Annotated in this window: 24 protein-coding genes; 3 read left to right on the top strand and 21 right to left on the bottom strand. The window is 73.8% G+C overall.

Going from position 1 to position 21,264, the window contains the following annotated elements; translation table 11 throughout:
- The first annotated feature begins 122 nt into the window (after nt 1-122).
- Both ACFZBX_RS15875 and ACFZBX_RS15870 read left to right on the top strand, forming a co-directional pair.
- Complete coding sequence (locus ACFZBX_RS15875; protein WP_391534338.1) at nt 123-1,199, top strand: ABC transporter permease; 1,077 nt, start codon at nt 123-125, stop codon at nt 1,197-1,199.
- Entirely contained in the window at nt 1,196-1,876 is a 681-nt protein-coding gene (locus tag ACFZBX_RS15870) for an ABC transporter ATP-binding protein (RefSeq protein ID WP_391534337.1), read from the top strand. The genes ACFZBX_RS15875 and ACFZBX_RS15870 overlap by 4 nt, the downstream gene beginning before the upstream one ends.
- Nucleotide 1,877: 1 nt before the next feature.
- On the opposite strand, the gene ACFZBX_RS15865 is transcribed toward ACFZBX_RS15870, so the two are convergent.
- The 3 genes from ACFZBX_RS15865 to ACFZBX_RS15855 form a co-directional block, all read right to left on the bottom strand.
- Nucleotides 1,878-2,474: a Uma2 family endonuclease gene (locus tag ACFZBX_RS15865; protein WP_391534336.1), complete on the bottom strand. Its 597-nt coding sequence runs from the start codon at nt 2,472-2,474 to the stop codon at nt 1,878-1,880.
- A gap of 99 nt (nt 2,475-2,573) precedes the next feature.
- Nucleotides 2,574-3,287, bottom strand: a complete 714-nt coding sequence (locus ACFZBX_RS15860; protein WP_391534335.1) for a GntR family transcriptional regulator — start codon at nt 3,285-3,287, stop codon at nt 2,574-2,576.
- Nucleotides 3,288-3,461: 174 nt separating this feature from the next.
- Nucleotides 3,462-4,349, bottom strand: coding sequence for an NAD(P)-dependent oxidoreductase (locus tag ACFZBX_RS15855; protein WP_391534334.1), 888 nt, complete (start codon nt 4,347-4,349; stop codon nt 3,462-3,464).
- A 105-nt stretch (nt 4,350-4,454) separates the two neighbouring features.
- Here ACFZBX_RS15855 and ACFZBX_RS15850 point away from each other — a divergent pair, with 105 nt between their 5' ends.
- Entirely contained in the window at nt 4,455-5,042 is a 588-nt protein-coding gene (locus tag ACFZBX_RS15850) for a TetR/AcrR family transcriptional regulator (RefSeq protein ID WP_391534333.1), read from the top strand.
- Between the two features lie 22 nt (nt 5,043-5,064).
- On the opposite strand, the gene ACFZBX_RS15845 is transcribed toward ACFZBX_RS15850, so the two are convergent.
- The 18 genes from ACFZBX_RS15845 to ACFZBX_RS15760 all read right to left on the bottom strand — a co-directional run bounded on the left by ACFZBX_RS15845 (nt 5,065) and on the right by ACFZBX_RS15760 (nt 21,213).
- On the bottom strand, nt 5,065-5,724 hold the full coding sequence (locus ACFZBX_RS15845; protein ID WP_391534332.1) for a helix-turn-helix domain-containing protein: 660 nt from the start codon (nt 5,722-5,724) through the stop codon (nt 5,065-5,067).
- A complete protein-coding gene (locus ACFZBX_RS15840) occupies nt 5,721-6,104 on the bottom strand; it encodes a type II toxin-antitoxin system RelE/ParE family toxin (RefSeq protein ID WP_391534331.1) in 384 nt (127 codons plus the stop codon). Before ACFZBX_RS15840 ends, ACFZBX_RS15845 begins: the two co-directional genes overlap by 4 nt.
- Before the next feature lie 322 nt (nt 6,105-6,426).
- Entirely contained in the window at nt 6,427-7,395 is a 969-nt protein-coding gene (locus ACFZBX_RS15835) for an ornithine cyclodeaminase family protein (protein ID WP_391534330.1), read from the bottom strand.
- A gap of 29 nt (nt 7,396-7,424) precedes the next feature.
- Nucleotides 7,425-8,486 (bottom strand): proline racemase family protein, encoded by a 1,062-nt coding sequence (locus tag ACFZBX_RS15830; RefSeq protein WP_391534329.1) that lies wholly within the window; start codon nt 8,484-8,486, stop codon nt 7,425-7,427.
- Nucleotides 8,486-9,850 carry an aldehyde dehydrogenase family protein gene (locus ACFZBX_RS15825; RefSeq protein WP_391534328.1) on the bottom strand — a complete coding sequence of 455 codons (1,365 nt, stop codon included), beginning with the start codon at nt 9,848-9,850 and terminating at the stop codon, nt 8,486-8,488. Before ACFZBX_RS15825 ends, ACFZBX_RS15830 begins: the two co-directional genes overlap by 1 nt.
- Before the next feature lie 58 nt (nt 9,851-9,908).
- Nucleotides 9,909-10,913 (bottom strand): proline racemase family protein, encoded by a 1,005-nt coding sequence (locus tag ACFZBX_RS15820; protein WP_391534327.1) that lies wholly within the window; start codon nt 10,911-10,913, stop codon nt 9,909-9,911.
- A 96-nt stretch (nt 10,914-11,009) separates the two neighbouring features.
- Nucleotides 11,010-11,873, bottom strand: coding sequence for a dihydrodipicolinate synthase family protein (locus tag ACFZBX_RS15815; protein WP_391534486.1), 864 nt, complete (start codon nt 11,871-11,873; stop codon nt 11,010-11,012).
- Between the two features lie 161 nt (nt 11,874-12,034).
- Complete coding sequence (locus ACFZBX_RS15810) at nt 12,035-13,471, bottom strand: NAD(P)/FAD-dependent oxidoreductase (RefSeq protein WP_391534326.1); 1,437 nt, start codon at nt 13,469-13,471, stop codon at nt 12,035-12,037.
- Nucleotides 13,452-13,772, bottom strand: a complete 321-nt coding sequence (locus tag ACFZBX_RS15805; protein ID WP_380284285.1) for a (2Fe-2S)-binding protein — start codon at nt 13,770-13,772, stop codon at nt 13,452-13,454. The genes ACFZBX_RS15810 and ACFZBX_RS15805 overlap by 20 nt, the downstream gene beginning before the upstream one ends.
- Before the next feature lie 147 nt (nt 13,773-13,919).
- The gene (locus ACFZBX_RS15800; protein ID WP_391534325.1) at nt 13,920-15,089 is read right to left on the bottom strand and encodes an NAD(P)/FAD-dependent oxidoreductase; all 1,170 of its coding nucleotides are present in this window, start codon (nt 15,087-15,089) and stop codon (nt 13,920-13,922) included.
- 132 nt (nt 15,090-15,221) lie between these two features.
- Nucleotides 15,222-16,112 (bottom strand): twin-arginine translocase subunit TatC, encoded by an 891-nt coding sequence (gene tatC / locus ACFZBX_RS15795; RefSeq protein WP_391534485.1) that lies wholly within the window; start codon nt 16,110-16,112, stop codon nt 15,222-15,224.
- Between the two features lie 121 nt (nt 16,113-16,233).
- Nucleotides 16,234-16,542, bottom strand: coding sequence for a Sec-independent protein translocase subunit TatA (tatA, locus tag ACFZBX_RS15790; RefSeq protein WP_391534324.1), 309 nt, complete (start codon nt 16,540-16,542; stop codon nt 16,234-16,236).
- 208 nt (nt 16,543-16,750) lie between these two features.
- Nucleotides 16,751-16,930, bottom strand: coding sequence for a hypothetical protein (locus ACFZBX_RS15785; protein ID WP_380758051.1), 180 nt, complete (start codon nt 16,928-16,930; stop codon nt 16,751-16,753).
- Between the two features lie 24 nt (nt 16,931-16,954).
- On the bottom strand, nt 16,955-17,161 hold the full coding sequence (locus ACFZBX_RS15780; RefSeq protein WP_391534323.1) for a hypothetical protein: 207 nt from the start codon (nt 17,159-17,161) through the stop codon (nt 16,955-16,957).
- 27 nt (nt 17,162-17,188) lie between these two features.
- Nucleotides 17,189-18,145: a helix-turn-helix transcriptional regulator gene (locus ACFZBX_RS15775; protein WP_391534322.1), complete on the bottom strand. Its 957-nt coding sequence runs from the start codon at nt 18,143-18,145 to the stop codon at nt 17,189-17,191.
- Between the two features lie 64 nt (nt 18,146-18,209).
- On the bottom strand, nt 18,210-19,190 hold the full coding sequence (locus tag ACFZBX_RS15770) for a helix-turn-helix transcriptional regulator (RefSeq protein WP_391534321.1): 981 nt from the start codon (nt 19,188-19,190) through the stop codon (nt 18,210-18,212).
- A gap of 188 nt (nt 19,191-19,378) precedes the next feature.
- Complete coding sequence (locus ACFZBX_RS15765) at nt 19,379-19,744, bottom strand: FKBP-type peptidyl-prolyl cis-trans isomerase (protein ID WP_391534320.1); 366 nt, start codon at nt 19,742-19,744, stop codon at nt 19,379-19,381.
- Between the two features lie 161 nt (nt 19,745-19,905).
- On the bottom strand, nt 19,906-21,213 hold the full coding sequence (locus tag ACFZBX_RS15760) for an FKBP-type peptidyl-prolyl cis-trans isomerase (RefSeq protein ID WP_391534319.1): 1,308 nt from the start codon (nt 21,211-21,213) through the stop codon (nt 19,906-19,908).
- Between the last annotated feature and the right edge of the window lie 51 nt (nt 21,214-21,264).

The following is a 21,264-nucleotide window of genomic DNA, read 5'->3' as shown; positions in this document are numbered from 1 at the left end:
GAAAGGTTGAACTCCGGCTCTGCCCTTCGATGCCGAGGATCCAATCCCCGGTGCGATGCCCGAGGGGCCGTTCCTCGACGAGTCTCGTCAGTGTCGCAGTGGATCGATCGGAAGGGATTTCGGTGTTCGTCGCCTGGAGGGACCTGCGGTTCGCCAAGGGGCGGTTCGCCCTGATGGGGACCGTCATCGTACTGATCACGGTGCTGGTCGGCCTGCTGTCCGGCCTGACGGCCGGGCTGGGCCGGCAGAACATCTCGGCGATCACCGGTCTGCCCGCCGACCACCTGGCCTTCGGCCGGCCCGCCGACGGCCAGAAGCTGTCGTTCACCGACTCCCAGGTCACCCCCGAGCAGTGGCAGGGCTGGGCCCGGACGCCCGGCGTCACCGACGCGCAGCCGCTCGGCATCGCCACCACCAAGGCGGCGGCCGGCCCGCGCACGGCCGCGCTCTCCGTCTTCGGCGTGCCCGACGGCTCCCCGCTCGCCCCGCGGGGCGCCGACCTCGCCGCCGGCCGGGCGGTGCTGTCGGAGACCGCCGCCGAGGACCTCGGCGGGCTGCGCCCGGGCGACGCGTTCACCGTCGCCGGCCATCCGCTGACGGTCGCGGCCGTCTCCGGGGACGCCTCCTACAGCCACACCCCGGTCGTCTGGACCACCCTCGCCGACTGGCAGCGGGCCGCCCCCGGCGGCGCCGGCCACGCCACCGTGGTCGCGCTCACCACCGCGAAGGGCGCCGACCTGGGCGCCGCCGACGCCGCCCTCGGCACCGAGACCCGCGGCCGGGACGACGCGCTCGCCGCGATCGGCTCCTACACCTCCGAGAACGGCTCGCTGCAGCTCATGCGGGGCTTCCTGTTCGCCATCTCGGCGCTGGTGATCGGGGCGTTCTTCACGGTCTGGACGATCCAGCGCAGCGGCGACATCGCCGTCCTCAAGGCGCTCGGCGCCTCCACCCGCTACCTGCTGCGCGACGCGCTGGGCCAGGCCGTCGTCCTGCTGCTGCTCGGCACCGCGCTCGGCACGGCGCTCGCCGCCGGCGTCGGCGCGCTGATCGGCTCCGCCGTCCCGTTCGTCCTGGACGCCCCGACCGTGCTGGTGCCCGCCGTCGTCATGATCGCGCTCGGCGCGGTCGGCGCGGCCCTGTCGGTGCGCCGCATCACCTCCGTCGACCCGCTGACCGCCCTGGGGAGCGCCCGATGAGTCTTCTGCTCGACCACGTCACCCTGACCTACCCGGACGGCGACGGCCGGCTGACCGCCCTCGACGACGTCTCGCTGACCGTCCCCAAGGGCACGCTCACCGCCGTGGTGGGCCCCTCCGGCTCGGGCAAGTCCAGCCTGCTGGCGGTCGCCGCCACCCTGATCGCCCCGGACTCCGGCCGGGTGGTGGTGGACGGCACGGACACCACCGGCCTAGGCCGCACCGCGCTGACGGCGCTGCGCCGGCACCGGATCGGCATCGTCTTCCAGCAGCCCAACCTGCTGCCCTCGCTCACCGCCGTCGAACAGCTCCAGGTGATGGCCCACCTGGACGGACGCGCCCCGCGCGGCGCCCTCCCCCGGGCCCTGGAGCTGCTGGACGCCGTCGGCCTGCGCGACCAGGCGGCCCGCCGCCCGCACCAGCTCTCCGGCGGTCAGCGCCAGCGGGTGAACATCGCCCGCGCCCTGATGAACGACCCCACCGTCCTCCTGGTCGACGAGCCCACCAGCGCCCTCGACCACGAACGCGGCGCCGCCGTCCTGGAACTGCTCACCACCCTCACCCACCAACGCGCCACCGCCACCGTCCTGGTCACCCACGACCGCACCCACCTGACGGCCGTCGACCAGGTCGCGGAGGTCCACGACGGTCGGCTGACGGTGCCCTCGACGGTGTGACCTACTTCTTGGCGGCCAGCACGTCGTCCACCGACAGCGTCACCGACGCCCCGATGGACTCGGGCAGGGTGAAGGTCTGCCCGGGGTGGTGGACGGCGTGCACCCGGTACTCGCCGTCCTGCGGGTCGGTGAGCACCATGACCCGGGCATTGGCGCGGTTCACGATGACATAGACCGGAATCCCGGCGGAGGCGTAGACCGTGGGCTTCCGCTTCAGGTCGTCACTCAGATTGGAGGAGGTCACCTCCAGCACGAGGCGGAAGACCGCCGGGTCGTAGCAGTTGTATTCGATCAGGTGGTCATCGATGTCGGCATCGACGATGGCGAGGTCCGGTACGGCGTAGTCCGAGGGGCCGTCCGGCAGCCAGAGACCGACGTTCTGCATCACCTCGCAGTCCTCGTCGTCGAGGCCTGCCGCGAACAGCACACGCATGAGTCGGCTCAGCGACCGGCCGTGGGAGGCATTCGGCGGAGGCGTCACGACGATCTGGCTCCCGATGATCTCGACCCGGTGCCCGGCGAACTGGCTGGAGATCAGCTCAGCGGCTTCGAGCAGCGTCGGCTGCTCGATGGGTTCTTCCACTGCGGCGGCGGACATGGAGTTCTCCTTGCTGCCGATGTCGGGAACATCATCGTAGGACTGGAGCCCGATTCCCTACCCGGTCCCGGGGTTTTCACCTGATCGGGTGGTTTACCCCTACCGGGCCCGGAGCCGCAGGCCGGTGCGGGGCTCCTCCTCCGCCTCCTGCTGTCCCTCGGCCCACAGGGAGCGGACGTGGCTGAGGTGGCGGGTCATGCAGGACTCGGCGGCCGGGGCGTCACCGGCGATCATCAGGTCGAGCAGTTCCAGGTGCTCCTCCGCCGAGGACACCAGTTCGCCGCGCTCGGCGAGGCGGTTGAGGCCGTAGAGGCGCGAGCGCTTGCGCAGGTCGCCGACGACCTCGACCAGACGGGTGTTGCCGGCCAGGCCGAGCAGGTCGAGGTGGAACTGGCGGTCCGCCTCCAGGTAGCCGATGAGGTCCTGCTTGCCCGCCGCCGCGACGATCGCCTCGGCCTGCGGGCGCAGCGCCTCCAGCTGGTCGGCGTTGGCGGTGCGGGCGACCCGGCCGACGGTGGGGACCTCGATCAGGGCGCGGATCTCGGTGAAGTCGTCGAGGTCGCGCTCGGTGAGCTCGGTGACCCGGAAGCCCTTGTTGCGGACGGCCTCGACCAGGCCCTCGCGGGCGAGGTCGAGCATGGCCTCGCGGACGGGGGTGGCGGAGACGCCGAAGTCGGCGGCGAGGGCGGGCGCGGAGTAGACGACGCCGGGGCGCAGCTCGCCGGAGATGAGGGCGGCCCGCAGGGCGTGGGCGACCTGGTCGCGCAGCCGCTCCTGGACGGAGATCAGGGTGCGGGGTTTGAGGTCGGCCATGGTGTTCCTCCGATGAGTGCAGAACACCAGCGTACAATGTCACGTTACGTTGAGTGTGCAACATTCCGTGATTCGGACGCCCCATCAGGGAGCCGGGACGCAGGCCTTCCCCATGCTCTCAGGGCCGCCGCCCGCTGACAACGGTCGACGGCCCCCGACTTCACGCGTCGCCCGTCACTCCCCCTTGAACAACCGCACCAGACTGCTCACGCTGGACGCCCCGTGCCCGGCCTCGACGCCCCGCCGGAAGGTGTCGGCGAGCGCCCGCGGCAGCGCGCCGTCCACCCCGGAGGCCTCCACCGTGTGCAGCACGTGCTCGACACTGGCGAGGCCCATGGTGAGCCGGTCGACGTCGCCCTCGTGGTTGCCGGCGGCGATCCGGGGCGCGTAGAAGGCGAGGAAGCCCGGCAGCGAGGCGGCGGTCGAGGTGGCGTAGGGCAGGAACTCCTCCGCCGGGATGCCGTTGGCCTCGGCGACGGCGGTGGCGTGCAGATAGGCGGTCATCGAGGTCCAGAAGATGTCCATCTGGAGCTGGTAGTACAGCTGGGCGAGCCCGGGGTCGTCCCCCCGGTAGTCGGCGCCGGTCAGCACCTCCAGGGCCGCGCGGTGCCGCCGGAACAGCTCGGCCGGTCCGCTGTAGAAGGTGGACGACCCGGGCTCGCCGATCCCGGACGGCGGCACCTGCACCCCGCCGGTGAGGTGTCCGGCGCCCCGCTCGGCCAGCCACCGGGCGGCCTCGCGGGCCCGCTCGGGGGTGTCGGAGCTGAGGTTGACGACGGTGCGGCCGGCCAGTTCGGACTCGGCGGCGGCCAGCACGGCGAACACCGCGTCGTAGTCGGTGAGGCTGAGCACGACCAGCTCGCCGGCCGCGACGGCCTCGGCCGCGCTCGGCGCGAGCACGGCGCCGCGGGCGACCAGGCCGGCGGCCCGCTCGGCGGTCCGGTTCCAGAGCGTGACGGCGTACCCGGCGTCGAGGTAGGCGCCGGCCATGGCCAGGCCCATCGGGCCGAGGCCGATCAGGGTGACGGACGGCTTGCCGTGCTGCTGCGGCGTGACGGACATGGGGATCCCCTCCGAAGGCGACTAGAACGAACGCTCTATCCAGGGCATGACGCTAGCACAGCACTGGAACGAACGCTCTATTCAATTCCCCGCTAGACTCCTCCCGTGAAGACGACCACCACCGGCACCCGCGAGCGCATCGTCCGGGCCACCTCCCGGCTGCTCCAGCGCCAGGGGTTCGAGGGCACCGGCATCAAGCAGATCTCCCGCGAGGCGGAGGCCACCCTCGGCTCCGTCTACCACTTCTTCCCGGGCGGCAAGCAGGAACTGGCCGCCGAGGCGATCCGCCACGGCGACCAGGAGTTCGCCGACCTGCTGCGCGAGGGGCTGGCCAGTACCGCCGACCCGGCCGAGGCGATCACCGCCTGCACCCGGCTGCTCGCCGAGGCGCTGCGCGACTCCGACTGGCAGGACGGCTGCCCGATCACCACCACCGCCCTGGAGACGGTCGGCCGGGCCCCGGTCATCGAACAGGCCGTCACCGAGGCCTTCGCCCACTGGCGCGCCATCGTCGAGGAGAAGCTGCACGGCGCGGGCATCGCGCTCACCGACGCCCGCGAACTCGCCGCCACCGTCATCAACACCCTGGAGGGCGCCGAACTCGCCGCCCAGGTCGCCCGCAGCGAGGAACCCCTCCACCTCACCGGCCGCCACCTGGCCCGCCTGATCAACACCTACCGGCCTCAGCCCTAGGGCGTGGGCGTTCACCAGGGATTTATGCGACTTCGGCTCTGAGACCGTCCACCTCGGCCACGACCTCCAGACCGACCGGCTCGACCTGCAACTTCCTCTTGGACGCCAGGTCATGGAGCACCGTGCGCGGGCTGTAGCGCACACGGAGGTCTCCGGGAGCGCGGGTCGGTGCGACCCAGGAATGCAGGAGGAGCCACAGCTCGAACGAGGCATCGGCCCCAGCCCGCTCCGGCTCCGACGCCTGCGGGATGGAACCCGGGGACACGTCGGACGCCCTGGTCGGGTCGGTGTCCAGGCCGTGGGCGGCGAGATGGAAGCTTCGCACTTCGGCTCCGACAGTCGCGGTCGAGCACCTCGCCTCGACGACGTGGCGGATGCCGTCCGCATCGACCAGCATGAAATCGACCGTGCCCCCGATGGCGCCGATGTAGCCGGCGAGATCGGCCCCCGACCACGCCTCGCCCGCCTCGACGGCGAGCACATGGTCCACCCCCACGCCCATGCGCTCGGCGACCTGTTCCCGGGAGACCTCGGCGCGCTCGCGAAGCTCCGCCAACCGGGCCGCACGGCTCTCCTGGACCAGACGGTCCGCGCCGGCCTTGATGCGGGCGATGTCTGCGGGATCGTCGTAGAACTCGGACAGGAAGTCGTCGTCGTTGTCGTACTCGGCGAAGCCGCTCATGCGCCCTCCTCGATCAACTTGAGGTACTGCTCGTACCGCTCCTCCGCCAGCGGGACGGCGTCGACATACCAGCGGTTCCAGTCTCCCGCCTTATTCCCCGCGACCAGAAGCACGACCCGGCGCTCCAGGTCGAAGATGTAGAGGATTCGCATCGCCATGGCATTGCCGGAACGGGGGCGCAGCTCCCGCAGGTTCAACCTGGAACCACCGATCCGCGCGGCCAGGGGTCGGCTGAGCCCGGGGCCTTCACGGCGCAGGGCGGTGATCGCCTCGGTGACGCAGTCGAGCGTCTTGCGATCGGTGCTACGGAGTTCGTGCAGCACCTCCTTCACCTCGTCCAGGATCACCAGGCGGAAGCCGCCCGAGGCCGGACCGGTCACGGTGAACCCCCTCCCCGGGTTCCTCGCACGGCCCAAGGGCTGATCCCCACGGCCTCGGAGCCCACGCGTCTGCTGTCGGCCGCAAGCTATCCCGTCGCTCGGGGTGACGCGGGCCGCTGACCTCGTACGGGTGATTTGGAGACAAAGAAGCGGCCGACGTGGCGGGGGATCCCGTCCCACCACGTCGGCCGCGGTTTCCGGCCGGTCACTTCGACGCCCCCCGTCCAGGGCAATGGGTCCGGGGGTGAGGGTGCCGGCGCAGCGCCGAGGCGCCGGCACCCGGCGTCGGGGCCCCACAGCGGGCCCCGTGCCGGCCGGAGTCTCAGGCGGCGGTGTGGCGCAGATGCGCCTCGGCCGCCACCGCGAGGTCCTCCCAGGCCATGCCGACGCTCTTGAAGAACCTCGGCCGGTCGGTCGGCACCGGTGCCTCGCCGTTCACCAGCTCGGCCAGGTTCCACAGGGTGTCGGCGCCGGTCACGCCCGCCATCAGCAGGTCGCCGGCCTCCCGCAGCGCGACCGAGCGGGCCTCCACGTAGAGGGCGGACCGGCCGACCAGCACCTCGTCCACCTCCCGGGCGTCCACCTCGTGCGAGCCGACCGCCGCCACCGCCGCGTGGTCGGGGACCAGCGCGCCGTCGAACAGCGGGGTGCGGGCCGTGGTGCAGCAGACCACCAGGTCGGCGTCCGCCACGTCGGCGGGGGTGCCGACGGCGGCCGCCACACCGCGCGCCTGGGCGTACCGGGCCAGCGCCTCGGCGGGCTGCTCGCTGCGGGCGACCACGGTCACCCGGGTCAGCGGGCGGATGCCGAGCAGCGCGTCCAGGTGGCCGTACGCCTGCGGGCCGGAGCCGAACAGCACCAGGTGCGCCGCCTGCGGCGCCGCCAGCCGGTCCAGCGCGACGGCGGTCACCGCGGGGGTCCGCAGCGAGGTGAGCGCGACGCCGTCGAGCAGGGCGAGCGGCTGCAGGGTCGGACCGTCGAGCAGCAGGTAGCTGCCGGTGATCCGGGGCAGCCCGACGATCGGGTTCGCCGGGGCGACCCCGGCGATCTTCACGCCGGTGTACCGGGCGGAGGCGGCCGGCATCAGCAGCAGTTCCCCGGCCGGGACCGGCACCGCCGAGCGGGCGGGCGCGGCCTCCGGGTCCAGCCCGTCGAGCAGCACCCGCTCGACCGCCCGGGCCGCCTCGGCGGGCGTCAGCCCGACGGGGGCGGCGGCGAGCACCTCGGCCGGGCCCGACGCGGCGGGCTGGAGCGGCTCAGCCGCCGCGCCGGGCTTTTCCAGGGCTGACACGGCAACCGGTGCCGTCCTCAGGTCCCCGCTCACAGCAGGAACCCCGCGCCGAGGGTGTCCTGCGGGTCGAGCACGAAGCGGTGCTCGCCGGTGCGGTGCGCGGTGCCGGTCACCTCGGTGACCACGCCGTCGCCCCACGGGTCGCCGCCGGGCAGCACCCGTCCGCCGAAGACGGTGCCGACGATCGACTCGTGCCGCAGCTCCTGGCCGGGCGCCAGCCGTCCCTCGGCGGCCAGGACCGCCAGTCGCGCCGAGGTGCCGGAGCCGCACGGCGAGCGGTCGATCTGGCCGTCCGCGAAGACGGTGACGTTGCGCTGGTTCACCGTGCCGTCCGCCGCCGGGAGTTCGTCGTACAGGATGACCCCGTAGACGCCGGACAGCCGCGGGTCCACCGGGTGCCGCACGGCCTCCGAGCCGGCCAGCGCGGCCCTGATCTCCCGCCCGGCGGCGGTGAGTTCGGGCAGCCGGCCGAGGCTCACCGAGAGGCCGAGCGCGGCGGCCGGCACCGAGGCGTAGCAGGCGCCGGAGTGCGCGACGGCCACCTCGACGGTGCCGCGCGAGGTCTCCACCGGCAGCTTCAGCTCGCTCACCCAGGAGGGCACGTTGCGGAACGTCACCCCGGTGGTCCGCCCGGCGGCCCGGTGGACCAGCGCGGTGACCCGGCCGGACGGCACGTCGATCCGCACCCGGGCGACGCCGTACTCGGGCGCCGCGACCAGCCCGGAGTCGACCGCCCAGGCGCCGAGCGCGATGGTGCCGTGGCCGCAGGCGGTCGAGTAGCCGTCCTTGTGCCAGAAGAGCACGCCGAGGTCGGCCTCGTCGTCGTCCGCCGGCACCAGGAACCCGCCGTACATCCCGGCGTGGCCGCGCGGCTCGTGGGTGAGCAGCCGCCGGACGTCGTCCAGCGCGCTCGGCCGGGGCGCGGTCGCGCTGCCGCCGGCGCCGATCGCGATGGCCCGCCGCTCGGCGACGCTGTCACCGGGGATCACCGGCGCACCGGCGACGACGATCCGGAACGGCTCCCCCGCCGTGTGGTAGTCGACGGTGTCGATGTGCACGGTCGCGCCGTCGTTGGCCTGCCGGCCGGTCATCAGGCACCCCCTGCGGGCAGCAGGGTGACGGTGCGGCTCTGGGTGTAGAAGTCCAGCGCCGCCTGGCCCTGCTCGCGGGCGCCGTGGCTGGCGCCCTTGGCGCCGCCGAACGGCAGGTGGAAGTCGACTCCGCTGGAGGGCGCGTTGACCCGGATCATGCCGGCGTTCAGCCGGTCGGCGGCGGCCAGCGCCGCGTCCAGGTCACCGGTGTGCACCGAGGCGGACAGGGTGTACGGGGTGTCGTTGGCGAGCGCGATCGCCTCGTCCAGGTCGGCCGCCGCGTGCAGCACGGCGATCGGGCCGAAGAACTCCTCGCGCCGCAGCGGGTGGTCCTCCGGCACCCCGGCGACCAGGGTCGGGTCCAGGTACCAGCCGTCCCGCTGCGGGACGCCGCCGCCGGTCAGCACCTCGGCGCCGGCCTGCTGGGCGGAGGTGACGGCCGCGGTGATCTCGTCCCGGGTGGCCTGGTTGATGACCGGGCCGCAGGAGGTCTCGTCCACCTGGGCGAGCGCCTTGACCAGCGCGGCGCGCAGCGGCTCGTACGCCGCGCCGACCGCGACGACCCGGCTGGTGGCGGTGCACTTCTGGCCCGCGTAGCCGGCGATCGCGTTGGCGAGGTGGGCGGCGGCCTGGTCGAAGTCGGCGTCCGGCAGGACGATCGCGGTGTTCAGCCCGCCGAGTTCGGCCTGCACCGGGACGCCGCGCTCGGTGGCGGTGCGGACGACCTGGCGGCCGACGCCGGTGGAGCCGGTGAAGGAGACCACGTCGGCCGCGGCGACCAGGGTGGAGCCCTCGGCGCCGCCGCCCGGCAGCACGGTGAAGACGTCCGCGGGCAGCCCGGCCCCGGCGATCAGCTCACCCAGCCGCCGCGCGACGCCGATCGCCTCCGAGGAGGGCTTGAGCACGACGCTGTTGCCGACGGCCAGCGCCGGGGCGGCCTTCCAGGTGGGGATCGCCAGCGGGAAGTTCCACGGCGTGATCAGCCCGGCGACCCCGTACGGGCGGCGGCGGGTGAGCAGCAGGCCGGGCCCGCCGGCGGTCTCGTGCACCTCGCCGGTGGCCGCGAACGGGGCCTGCGCGTAGTAGCGCCAGATGGCGACGGTGCGGGCGACCTCGCCGCGCGCCTCGGCGATCGGCTTGCCGACCTCGCGCACGACCAGTTCGGCCAGCTCCTCGGCGTGCGCCTCGACCGCCTCGGCGATCCGGGTGAGCGCGGCCGAGCGGGCGCCGGCGCCGGCGGCGAGCCAGCCGGTCTGCGCGGTGCGGGCACGGGCGACGGCGGCCTCGACGGCCTCGCTGCCGGGGCGGGGCGCCTCGGCGACGAGGTCCGCGGGGTCGGCGGGGTTGTACGAACGGATCGTCACTTCGGGGCAGCCCTTCGGGGGATTCGACGGGAGGGGGAGGACGGGGACCGGCGGGCGGTCAGAGCAGGAAGCCGGCCGGGAACGGGTCGGCGGGGTCGAGGAAGTACTGGGCGGTGCCGGTGACCCAGGCCCGCCCGGTGACGGTCGGCACCACCGCGGGACGCCCGGCCACCTCGGTCTCCTCGACCAGCCGGCCGGTGAAGGTGGTCCCGATGAAGGAGTCGTTGCGGAAGTCCCGGCCGAGCGGCAGCTCGCCGCGCGCGTGCAGCTGGGCCATCCGGGCCGAGGTGCCGGTGCCGCAGGGCGAGCGGTCGAACCAGCCGGGGTGGATGGCCATCGCGTGCCGGGAGTGCTCGGCGGTGGAGCCGGGGGCGAGCAGCTGGACGTGGTGGCAGCTGTGGATGGACGGGTTCTCCGGGTGCACCGGGCGGTCCGGGCCGGCGTTGATCGCGTCCATCAGGGCCAGGCCCGCGTCCAGGATCTCCTGCTTGCGCTCGCGCTCGAACGGCAGGCCGAACTCGGCGAGCGGCAGGATGGCGTAGAAGTTGCCGCCGTACGCGAGGTCGTAGGTCACCGTGCCGTGGCCCGGGACCTCGATCTTCCGGTCCAGCGCCACCGAGTAGGACGGCACGTTGCGGATGGTGACCGCCTTGGCGGCGCCGTTCTCCACCGCGACCTCGGCGATCACCAGGCCGGCCGGGGTGTCCAGCCGGACGGTGGTGACCGGCTCGACGACCGGGACCATGCCCGTCTCCACCAGCACGGTGGCGACGCCGATGGTGCCGTGGCCGCACATCGGCAGCAGGCCGGAGACCTCGATGTAGAGCACGCCCCAGTCGGCGTCCGGCCGGGTGGGCGGCTGCAGGATGGCGCCGCTCATCGCGGCGTGGCCGCGGGGCTCGTACATCAGCAGGGTCCGGAACTCGTCCAGGTGCTGCTGGAAGTGGACGCGGCGCTCGGCCATGGTGGCGCCGGGGATGACGCCGAACCCGCCGGTGACGACCCGGGTGGGCATGCCCTCGGTGTGCGAGTCGACGGCGTGGAAGACGTGACGGCTGCGCATCTGCTGACGCTCCGTGGGATGGGTGGGTGAGGGTGGAGGAGCCCGCGGCCCGGGGGCCGGCTGCCGCCGCAGCCGGCCACCCCAGGACGACGAGGGTCAGGCCAGGCCTTCGGCCAGCGCCTTCTCGGTGGCCGCGCGAACGGCCGCCTCGATCTCCGGGGTCAGCGGCAGGCGCGGCGCCCGGGTCGGACCGCCGGGACGGCCGGCGATGTCCATGGAGAGCTTGATGGCCTGGACGAACTCGGTCTTGGAGTCCCAGCGCAGCAGCTGGTGCAGCGCCTTGTACAGCGGCAGCGCGGTGCCCAGGTCGTGGGCGACGGCGGCCTTGTACAGCGCGACGCTCGCCTCCGGCAGCGCGTTCGGGTAGCCGGCGATCCAGCCCACCGCGCCGGCCAGGGCCAGCTCCAGCAGCACGTCGTCGGCACCGATCAGCAGGTCCAGGCCGGGGGCCAGCTCGGCGATCTCGTACGCCCGGCGGACGTCGCCGCTGAACTCCTTGACCGCGACGATCGAGCCCTCGCCGTGCAGCTCGGCGAGCAGCGACGGGACCAGGTCGACCTTGGTGTCGATCGGGTTGTTGTAGGCGACGATCGGCACGCCCGCCTTGGCGACCTCGGCGTAGTGGGCGCGGACGGCCTCGCGGTCGGCGCGGTAGGCGTTCGGCGGCAGCAGCAGGACGGAGCCGGCGCCGGCCTCGGCGGCCTGCTCGGTCCAGCGGCGGGACTCGGCGCTGCCGTACGCGGCGACGCCGGGCATCACCCGGGAGCCGTCGCCGGCCGCCTCGACGGCGACCTCGACGACCTTGGCGCGCTCCTCGGCGGTCAGGGTCTGGTACTCGCCCAGCGAGCCGTTGGGGACGACGCCGTCGCAGCCCGACTCGATCAGCCAGCGGACGTGGTCGGCGTAGGCGTCGTAGTCGACGGAGAGGTCCGGGCGCAGCGGGAGCGTGGTGGCGACCATGATGCCGCGCCAGGGCTTGGTGATGTCGTGAGACACAGGTGACTCCTTGGTGAGGTGTGACATTTTATTAGCGGTCGCGCGGCGGACACAAGGGGAACCGCCGGGCGATTTCGGGCGGGCCGGAATCGGACCCGGACCGGCGTCCGGGTCCGGCCCCGACTTCAGCCGCGGTCTTCCGGCTCGGCCGCGAGCTGGCCGAGCGGAACGGGGCAGGAGAACGGCCGGCTGTCGGCCCGGGCCTCCTCCGGTACGGCGCCGCCGCCCGCCAGGCAGGCCACCGCCGGACCGCACATCCGGCCCTGGCACCAGCCCATCCCGGCCCTGGTCAGCAGCTTGACGGTGCGCGCGTCGCCCGCGCCCAGCCCGTCCACCGCCTCGCGGATCCGCCCGGCCGGGACCTCCTCGCAGCGGCAGACGTCGGTGTCCTCCCGCAGCCAGTCGGTCCAGGCCGGGCCGGGCCGGTGGGCGGCGGCCATCAGCTCGGCGAAGGCCCGCAGCCGGGAGCGCCGGCGCAGCAGCGCGGTGCGCACCGGCCGGCCGGCGACCGCGTGCGCGGCCAGCTCGCCCTCGGCGATCGCCAGGTCGGCGCCGCCCACCCCGCAGGTCTCGCCGGCCGCCCAGAGCCCGCGGACGGTGGTCCGCAGGCGGGCGTCGACCGCGAGTGCGGCCGTCCCGTCGGGCGTGGTGCGGGTGGCCGCGCCCAACTCGGTGGCCAGCTCGATCTGCGGGACCAGGCCGTGACCGACGGCGAGCGCGTCGCACTCGATCCGCCGTCCACTGCCGGGTACCGGACGCCAGTCGGCGTCCAACCGGGCCACCGTGACGGCGGTGACCCGGTCCGTTCCGTGCGCCTCGACCACCGCGCTGCGCGGCCGCAGCCGCACGCCGTGGCGCAGCAGCGCGGAGCCGTGCCCGGCGCCCTCGACCAGCTTGGCCGGAACGGCGGCCAGCACGCCGGGGCGCCGGGCGTAGCCGAGGTACGCGGTGGCCTCGACCACCGCGGGGACCTCGGCGCCGGCGGTGACCAGGGAGGAGGCCGCCGCGAGCAGCAGCGGGCCGCTCCCGGCCACCACGATCCGTCGGCCGGGCAGCACCAGGCCGGCCTTGAGCATGGCCTGGGCGCCGCCGGCGGTGACCACCCCGGGCAGGGTCCAGCCGGGGAAGGGCAGCTGCCGCTCGTACGCACCGGTGGCGAGCAGGACGGCGGCGGAGCGGACGGTGGCCCGGTCCTCGGCGTCGGGGCCGGTGGTGGCGTGCAGCCGCCAGTCGCGCTCCCCGGAGCGCTCCAGCGCCCACACCTGGTGCCCGGCCAGCAGGTCGACGCGGCCGGCCGCGCGGTGGTCGGCGAGCCGGTCGGCGAGGCCGGTGTAGACGGACCAGCCGTGGTGCAGCCGGTCGGGCCGGGCGGCGCCGAGGCCGGGGGCGGGGTGGCGGTAGTACTGTCCGCCGGTGTCGCGGCCGGCGTCGACCAGGGCGCAGCGCAGCCCGAGGTCGGCGGCGGTGACGGCGGCGGCGAGGCCGGCCGGGCCGGCGCCGATCACCGCGAGGTCGTACGGCCGCGGAGCGCCGGTCAGAGGCTCAGACGTCGAGGTCGGCACGGCCGTGGCCCTCCTGGGTGGTGACGGTGGTGCCGGGTTCGGCCGGCAGCAGGCAGGTGCGCTGGTTGGGCCGTCCGTCGACGGTGGCCAGGCAGTCGAAGCAGGCGCCGATCCCGCAGAACGCCCCGCGCGGGCGGCCGCCGACCCTGGTGGTGCGCCAGGCGAGCACGCCGTCGGCCCAGAGGGCGGCGGCGATCGTCTGCCCGGGCAGCGCGGGCACGGGCCGGCCGTCGAAGTCGATGGTGTGGGCGGGCCCGGGCTCGGCCCGGACCAGCTCCGCGGGGGTGCGGCTACGGCGCATGGGTGGGGGTTCTCCGTTCAGCTCATGAGCCGATCGTGGGGTTGTCGGGCCGGTGATCAGCCCTTCCGGGTGCCCAGAACTTGGCAAAGTGCACTTTGCAAAGTCGTCGGGCACTTTGCAAAGTGTCCGACGGCCCCGGAAGCGGCCTCAGGCGGCGTCGCCCTCGGCCGGGAAGCGGTCGGCCCGGAAGGGCGCGAGGTCCAGGTCCGGCGCCTTGCCGGTGAGCTGCTGGGCGATCAGCAGTCCGGTGGCCGGGGCCAGGCCGATGCCCGCGCCCTCGTGGCCGCAGGCGTGGTACAGCCCGGGCACCCGGGGGTCGGCGCCGATCGCGGGCAGGTGGTCCGGCAGGTACGGCCGGAAGCCGCGGTAGGCGCGCATCACGCTCACCCCGGCCAGCACCGGGAACAGCGCGGCCGCCTGGGCGGCCAGCCGGCCCACCACCTCCACCGAGAGCGTCCGGTCGAACCCGACCCGCTCCCGGCTGGCGCCGATCAGCACCGGCCCGCCGGGCGTCCCCTCGACCACGGCCGAGGTCTGCAGCGCGGCCGAACCGCTGGCCACGTCGGCCACGTAGTCGGCGGCGTAGACCTTGCGCCGGACGATCCGCGGCAGCGGCTCGGTGACCAGCACGAACCCGCGCCGCGGCAGCACCGGCAGGTGGACGCCGGCCAGCGCGGCCAGCTCACCGCCCCAGGTGCCGGCGGCGTTGACCACGGCGGCCGCGTCCAGCCGCCGCCGCTCGGTCTCGACGCCGCACACGGCGCCGTCCGCCCCGAGCCGCACGGCCCGCACGGCCTCGCCGGTGTGCAGCCGCGCCCCCGCCCGGCGGGCGGCGGCCAGCAGGTGGGCGGCGGCCAGCGCGGGCTGGACCTGGGCGTCCTGGGGGTACAGGAAGCCGCCGGCCAGGCCGGACGCGAGGTGCGGTTCCAGCTCACGCAGCCGCTCGCCGGGGATCTCCTCGGCGGTGACGCCGACCGCCGCCTGCTCGGCCGCGAAGGCGCGCAGCGCCTCCTGCCGATCGGGCGTGCCGGCGACCACCAGGCCGCCCTTGGCCTCGTACTCGACGGCGGCGCCGAACTCGTCGACGAGTTCGCGCCACAGGCCGGTGGAGTACAGGGCGAGGTCGAGCTCGGGGCCGGGCTCCTTGTCGGAGACCAGCAGGTTGCCCTCGCCGGCGCCGGTGGTGCCGCCGGCGACCGGGCCGCGGTCGACGACGTCGACGGCGAGGCCGGCCCGGGCGGCGTAGTACGCGCAGGCGGCGCCGACGACACCGGCACCGACCACCACGACGTCGGGGAGTCTCTGGGAGTGGGACACGTCAGTAATATGTCACATGCCATCGAACCTGCCAAGACCGCCCGCCCGGAACGGACGAAAGGCACCGAAAAGCCCCGGCCCGCCGCGTCAGGGGCGGCGGGCCGGGGCTCGCGGGATCTCGGACGGGCCGGATCAGGTGATGTCGTCCATCTGCTCGTGGCGGGCGGCCGGCACCTGGCCGGAGGCGACCGGCGTACCCGACGCCTCGATCGCCTCGGCCTCGGAGACCGGCGCCACCGAGAGGTCGAGGTGCGAGGCCTCCTCGTCGTCCAGTGCGAGGTCCGGGTTGCGCCGGGCCTTGCGCCGGTCGTTCAGCATCGCCACGCCGACCGCGAGGAAGTACAGTCCCCAGATCGGCGCGGCCAGCGCCAGCATGGTGAGCGGGTCGGCGCTGGGCGTCGCGAAGGCGGCGAACACGGTGATGCCCATCACCATGCCGCGCCACCAGCCCAGCAGCCGCTTGCCGGTGACGATGCCGACCATGTTCAGCATGACCAGCAGTAGCGGGAACTCGAAGGCCAGGCCGAAGACCAGCAACAGCCGGGTGGCGATGTCGAAGTAGTCCCCGGGCGGCAGGATCGGCGTGGTGTCGTTCGGGGTGAACGAGATCAGCACCTCGACGGTCAGCGGCAGCAGCAGGATCGCCAGCCCCACACCGGCCAGGAACAGCGGCGCGCCGCACGCCATGAAGACGACCGTGTACTTGCGCTCGTGCTTGTGCAGGCCCGGCGCCACGAAGGCCCACAGCTGGTACAGCCAGATCGGGACGGTGGCGACCACACCGGCGGTCAGGGCCACCTTGAGCATCCAGTTGAAGCCCGCGGTCAGACCGATCGTGGAGACCTGCGCGCAGCGGCCCTCGGTGGACTTGATCGTCTCCGCGTTGCACTGCGGCAGCGGCTTGAGCAGCAGCGCCTCGATCTGCTTGTGGAAGATCAGCGCAATGATCGTCATCAGCACGATCGCCAGGACCGACTTGACCAGCCGGTTCCGCAGTTCCCGCAGGTGATCGGCGAGGGCCATCCGCCCCTCGGGATCCTTGGGCGCCTTCGACGCCTTGGTGAGCTTGCTCAACCCCGGTCCTCAACTCGTGCGTCGAGGCCCGCCGGTCGACGGGCCTCCAGTCGTCGCGCGTGCCGCGCGTTCAGCGCGCCCCGCCGCCCGGAGCGGACTGCCCCGTGGACTGCCCGGCGGGCTGCTCGGTCACCGGGCGGGCGGTCGCGGACGCGCCCGGGGCGGTCTGGATGGTCCTCGCCGTACCGCCGTCGGCCACCGCCGGGGCGGGCGGCGCCGGGGTTTCGGCGGTTCCGTCGGTGCGCATCGCCTTGGCCTCGCTCTTGAGGATCCGTGCCGACTGGCCGAGCGAACGCGCCAACTCCGGCAGCCTCTTGGCTCCGAAGAGCACAATGGCAATGACCGCGACCAGGAGGATCGCGGTGAACGAGACCCGCATGCTCGACCACCTTCAGTCTTGGCGGCACCCGACGGGCCGCCCGCTGCGGGGATGGTAACCGCTGCGGGTGACGCCCTGACGACGGCCGCCCGAACAGGACAGCGGCCCCCGTTCGCGTTCAGGGGCCAACTGAGAGCGTAACGCGCCCCTGCCTCCGAGCAGCAGTCCCCGGGTGCCCCGGATCGGTGTTCCCGGTCGGCCCGACCCGTCAGGAGCGGCCCGGCGCCGAGGCCGCGAGGTCCCCGGCCGCCTCGGCCAGCGCCCGGGAGGCGGCGTCCACGCCCTTCGCCAGCGCCCGCACGTCCAGCCAGAGCCGGACCGCGAGGACGCCCAGGACCAGCAGGCCGGCGGTGGCGAGGAGGACGGCGGCGACGAGCATCCAGGACATGGCCCCCACCCTATCCGTCCCGGCTCACCCCTCGGCCGGCACCAGCCGCATGGTCCGCACCCCGGCCCCGGTCAGCGCCGCGACGATCTTCTCCCCGGCCGGCTTGCGCACCGCCGCCCCGCACAGCGGGCACCCGAAGCTGTAGTGCGCCTGCGCCTCGGTCCGGCCGAAGGTGAGGCGGAACGCCTCGACGGGCAGCTCCACCTTCTCCCGGCACTCCGAGCAGTACACCTTGAATCTGGTACCGGGCTCCACGGCTCAGACCAGCCCCTCCCCGTAGTGCGCCAGCGCCTCCAGCGCCGCCGCGCGCGCCTGCTCCGCCAGCTCGGGCGGCGAGACAATCCGCCCGTCACGGCCCAGCCGCAGCGCCAGCGGGCGCAGCTGCGAGGGGTCGGCGCTGCGCAGGGTGATCCGCAGTCCGCCGTCGGGCAGTTCCTCGGCCTGGTCGTGGGTGTAGTACTCGGCGACCCAGCGGCCGCCGGAGGAGACCTCGACGACCACCTCGGGGTCGTCGGCGGAGGGGTTGACCAGTCCGCCGGAGAGGTCGCGCGGCTCGCGCTTGGGCGGGTCGGCGGGGACGTCCAGGACCCTGATCTCGGCGACCCGGTCGAGCCGGAACATCCGGTGGTCCTCGGAGGTCCGGCACCAGGCCTCCAGGTAGGTGTGGCCCTCGGTGAGCAGCCGGATCGGGTCGACCTCGCGCTCGGTCATGCCGCCGCGGCCGTGCGAGTAGTAGCGCAGCCAGAGCCGGCGGCCCTCGCTGAGGGCGCGGTCGATGTCGGCGAAGACGTGGCTCTCGGCCTCGAAGGTGACGCCGACCCGGGCGCTGCCCTCGGCGCTCTCCCCCGCCGCGTTCTCGATCTTCGCGACGGCCCGGGTGAGCGCCTCGCGGTCGCCGGCCCGCAGGCCGGGCAGTCCGGCGACGGCGCGGGCGGCGACGAGCAGGGCGGTCGCCTCGTCGGCGGCCAGCCGCAGCGGCTGGGCGACGTCGTCGACGTTGTGCCACCAGATCCGCTCGCCGTCGGTGTCGATGTCGAGCAGGTCGCCGCCGCGGAAGCTGGTGCCGCACATCGGCAGGACGTTGAGGTCGCCGATCAGCTCGCGCTCGCTGATGCCGAAGGCGCGGGCCACCTCGGCGACCTCGGCGCCGGGCCGCTCGCGCAGATAGGTGACCAGCGAGAGCATCCGCCGGGTCTGGTCGATCGCGTTGCTCATGCGTCCACCTCGCTACGCTCGGCGGGCGCTTCGCACAGTACGCACCTTCCGATGATTCGCTCGCTCATGCCCGCACACCTTCCACCGCAGTGCCGGCCACCGCGCGCAGCCGGTCGATGACGTCGGCCCGCAGTTCCTCGGGGCCGACCACCAGCACGTCCGGCCCGAACTCGGCGAGGTCGGCGCCGAGCCCGTTGCCGTACGGGATCTCCAGCTCGTCCCAGCCGTCGTCGGCCCGCCGGGTGGTCAGCGCCTTGGTGCGCAGCGGGAAGCCGGCGCCGCGGCGGACCCTGACCACGGCGGTGGCGGTGGCGCCCTCGCCGGCGAACTTGGCGACGGTGGCGCGCACGTCGACGTGCTCGGGGACGGTGCCGAGGAAGGCGCCGGAGCGGGCGCGGACCTTGCCGGTGATCCGGCTGAGCCGGAAGACCCGGGCGTCCTCGCGGTCGCGGTCCCAGCCGGCCAGGTACCAGTGGCCGCGCCAGCACTCCAGGGCCCAGGGTTCGACGGTGCGCTGCTCGACGGCGGCGGCGCCGGCCTTGCGGTACTCGAAGGTGACCGGGCGGCGGTCGCGGGCGGCGGTGAGCAGCGGCTCGAAGGCGGCCTCGCGGGCGGGGATGCGGGGTTCGAGGGCGGGGCGGCGCTCGGTCTCGGTGAACGGGATGCCGGCGGCGCGCAGCTTCTGGAGCGCGCCGCTGGCGGCGCCGCTCATCTTGGCCTGCTGCCAGACCCGGGCGGCCAGGGTGAGCGCGGCGGCCTCCTCGGCGTCGAGGGCGATCTCCGGCAGGCGGTTGCGGTCGGCGCGGGCGAGGTAGCCGAGTTCGCCGTCGAGGGCGTTCTCGTCGACGTCGATGACCAGTCCGAGTTCGCGCAGGTCGTCCTTGTCCCGCTCGAACATCCGGTTGAAGGCTTCCTCGCTGCTGTTCTGCCAAGCTTCGCGGTAGGCCTCGATCGACTCCCGCAGCTCCTTCTTGGAGAGCGGTCGTCGGGTGTTCATCAGGCACAGGGCGAGATTCATCAGCCGCTCTGCCTTGGCGATCGCCATCGGTGACCCTTCCGGTGTGCCGCGCAGGGCGCGGGGTGCGCCCGCCGGGGCGTCGTGGACCCGGCGGGACCGACCGTACCGGTAGCGGTACTCCCTGCAAAAGCCAAGGCTCGCCGACCCGCGTCGGCCGCCCCGGCCCGGGCGGGCCGCACCCCCGACCGGGAGTGCGGCCCTGGCGATCAGCGTGCTCAGACGGAGATCAGGTCGACCACGAAGATCAGGGTCGAGCCCTTGGGGATGGCCGGGGTCGGCGACTGGTCGCCGTAGGCCAGGTGCGGCGGGATGACCAGCTCGCGGCGGCCGCCGACCTTCATGCCGGCGACGCCCTGGTCCCAGCCGGCGATGACGCGGCCGCCGCCGAGCGGGAACTTGAAGGTCGAGCCGCGGTTCCAGCTGGCGTCGAACTCCTCACCGGTCGCGTAGGTCACGCCGACGTAGTGGACCTCGACGACCTGGCCGGGCTTGGCCTCGGCGCCGGTGCCGACGGTGATGTCGCGGATCTTCAGCTCGGCCGGCGGGTCGCCGACCGGGAAGTCGATCTCGGGCTTGCTCACTAGTGCCTCATCTCACGGTTGGTTCGTTCCATGACCAAGCGGCGGGCGCCCGCACCCCGGTCCGTTCCCGGACCACGGTACGGGCGCCCGCCGCCCTCCCGGGTCCGGCCACGCGGCCGGTCCCGAAGGTCACACGCACACCATTGTCACCCGAAAGTGGATCAGCCCTGACCGGCGTCGAGGATGTCGACGACGAACACCAGGGTGGAGTTGGCCGGGATGTCGCCCTGGGCCTGGTCCTTGTAGCCGAGCGAGGCCGGGATGACGAGCTCGACCCGGCTGCCGATGGTCTGGCCCTCCAGGCCCTGGTCCCAGCCGGCGATGACCTGGCCGCCGCCGAGCGGGAAGGAGAACGCCTGGCCCTTGCTGAGCGAGGAGTCGAAGACCTTGCCGTCCTTGTACAGCGCGCCGGTGTACTGGACGAGGATCTTCTCGCCCTTCTCGACCTTGCGGCCCTCGCCCTTGATGAGGACGTGGCTCTTCAGCTCGGTCGGGTCGGCGGCACCGGGCACCGGGGTGATGTCGGCGGGCTTCTTTCCGTTGTCCTTGACCTGCGGGAAGTCCGCGGGCGGCGGGGTCACGGTGCCGCTGACGACGGCGTCGGGGGCGTTGCTGTTGCGGATGTCGATGACGAAGATCAGGTTGTCCTGCGCCCCGATCTCCATGCTCGGGTTGCCCTGGGCGCCGAAGGCGGCGGCCGGCGGGGCGACGACCAGCAGCCGGGAGCCGGCCTTCTTGCCGACGACGGCCTGGTCGAGCGCCGGGATGAGCGCGTCGGTGCCGGCCTGGAAGATCTGCGGCTTGCCCTTGTCGTCGTACGAGGACGGGATGTCCTTGCCGGTGTTCCAGTCCTTGCCGGTGTAGTCGACCGAGGTCCAGGAGTTCTTCTCGACCTTGGGGCCGTTGCCCTCGGAGAGGACCTTGACGACGAAGCTGCCGTCGGCCGCCTCGGCGGGCACCTCGATGTTCGCCTTGGTGCCGAAGTCGCCGGTGATGTTGGGCAGCACCTTGGCGCTGTCCTTGATCGGCGGGACCGGGTCGGCGGTCGGCGTGGCCGGGGCGGACTTGGCGGTGTCCGGCTTCGCGGCGGCGGAGTCGTCGGACGAGCCGTCCTTGTTCACCAGGTACAGCGTGACGGCGCTGCCGATCAGCAGGACGCCCAGGACGGTGCCGAGGATCACGCCGAGCTTGCCGACGTTGCCCGGGTTCTCGTCGTACCCGGCCTCGGAGGTGTCCTGGCGGCGGACGGTGGAGGCGAAGATCTGCGGGGCGTCCTCGGTCTTCGTCGCGGTCCGCGGCGCGTCCCCGGACCCTCCCCAGCCCGCCTGCTGCCGCAGGATCGCCGGGGGGACGATGATCGAATCGCCGTCGCCCGGGAGCGGGCCGCCGGGCCGCGAGTCGGCCGGGTCTCCGGCGGAGTTTCCGTGCGCGGTACCGGACCCGCCCGGGCTCGACGCTTTCTCAGACATGACTCCCCATCCATCTCGCCACGAGGTCTTCGAGGTCTACGGCCGGCGTGG

This window comes from Kitasatospora sp. NPDC008115 (assembly GCF_042957205.1).
In the GTDB taxonomy this organism is placed as follows: domain Bacteria; phylum Actinomycetota; class Actinomycetes; order Streptomycetales; family Streptomycetaceae; genus Kitasatospora.
This window is presented reverse-complemented; position numbering and strand designations above follow the sequence as displayed.

Bases quoted from the DNA above. Each gene is read 5' to 3' on its own strand.
- ACFZBX_RS15870 (WP_391534337.1), top strand. From the start codon at position 1,196: ATGAGTCTTCTGCTCGACCACGTCACCCTGACCTACCCGGACGGCGAC.
- ACFZBX_RS15865 (WP_391534336.1), bottom strand. From the start codon at position 2,474: ATGTCCGCCGCCGCAGTGGAAGAACCCATCGAGCAGCCGACGCTGCTC.
- ACFZBX_RS15860 (WP_391534335.1), bottom strand. From the start codon at position 3,287: ATGGCCGACCTCAAACCCCGCACCCTGATCTCCGTCCAGGAGCGGCTG.
- ACFZBX_RS15855 (WP_391534334.1), bottom strand. From the start codon at position 4,349: ATGTCCGTCACGCCGCAGCAGCACGGCAAGCCGTCCGTCACCCTGATC.
- ACFZBX_RS15845 (WP_391534332.1), bottom strand. From the start codon at position 5,724: ATGAGCGGCTTCGCCGAGTACGACAACGACGACGACTTCCTGTCCGAG.
- ACFZBX_RS15830 (WP_391534329.1), bottom strand. From the start codon at position 8,486: ATGACCGGCCGGCAGGCCAACGACGGCGCGACCGTGCACATCGACACC.
- ACFZBX_RS15820 (WP_391534327.1), bottom strand. From the start codon at position 10,913: ATGCGCAGCCGTCACGTCTTCCACGCCGTCGACTCGCACACCGAGGGC.
- ACFZBX_RS15815 (WP_391534486.1), bottom strand. From the start codon at position 11,873: ATGGTCGCCACCACGCTCCCGCTGCGCCCGGACCTCTCCGTCGACTAC.
- ACFZBX_RS15805 (WP_380284285.1), bottom strand. From the start codon at position 13,772: ATGCGCCGTAGCCGCACCCCCGCGGAGCTGGTCCGGGCCGAGCCCGGG.
- tatC (WP_391534485.1), bottom strand. From the start codon at position 16,112: ATGGCCCTCGCCGATCACCTGCGGGAACTGCGGAACCGGCTGGTCAAG.
- tatA (WP_391534324.1), bottom strand. From the start codon at position 16,542: ATGCGGGTCTCGTTCACCGCGATCCTCCTGGTCGCGGTCATTGCCATT.
- ACFZBX_RS15785 (WP_380758051.1), bottom strand. From the start codon at position 16,930: ATGTCCTGGATGCTCGTCGCCGCCGTCCTCCTCGCCACCGCCGGCCTG.
- ACFZBX_RS15775 (WP_391534322.1), bottom strand. From the start codon at position 18,145: ATGAGCAACGCGATCGACCAGACCCGGCGGATGCTCTCGCTGGTCACC.
- ACFZBX_RS15770 (WP_391534321.1), bottom strand. From the start codon at position 19,190: ATGGCGATCGCCAAGGCAGAGCGGCTGATGAATCTCGCCCTGTGCCTG.
- ACFZBX_RS15760 (WP_391534319.1), bottom strand. From the start codon at position 21,213: ATGTCTGAGAAAGCGTCGAGCCCGGGCGGGTCCGGTACCGCGCACGGA.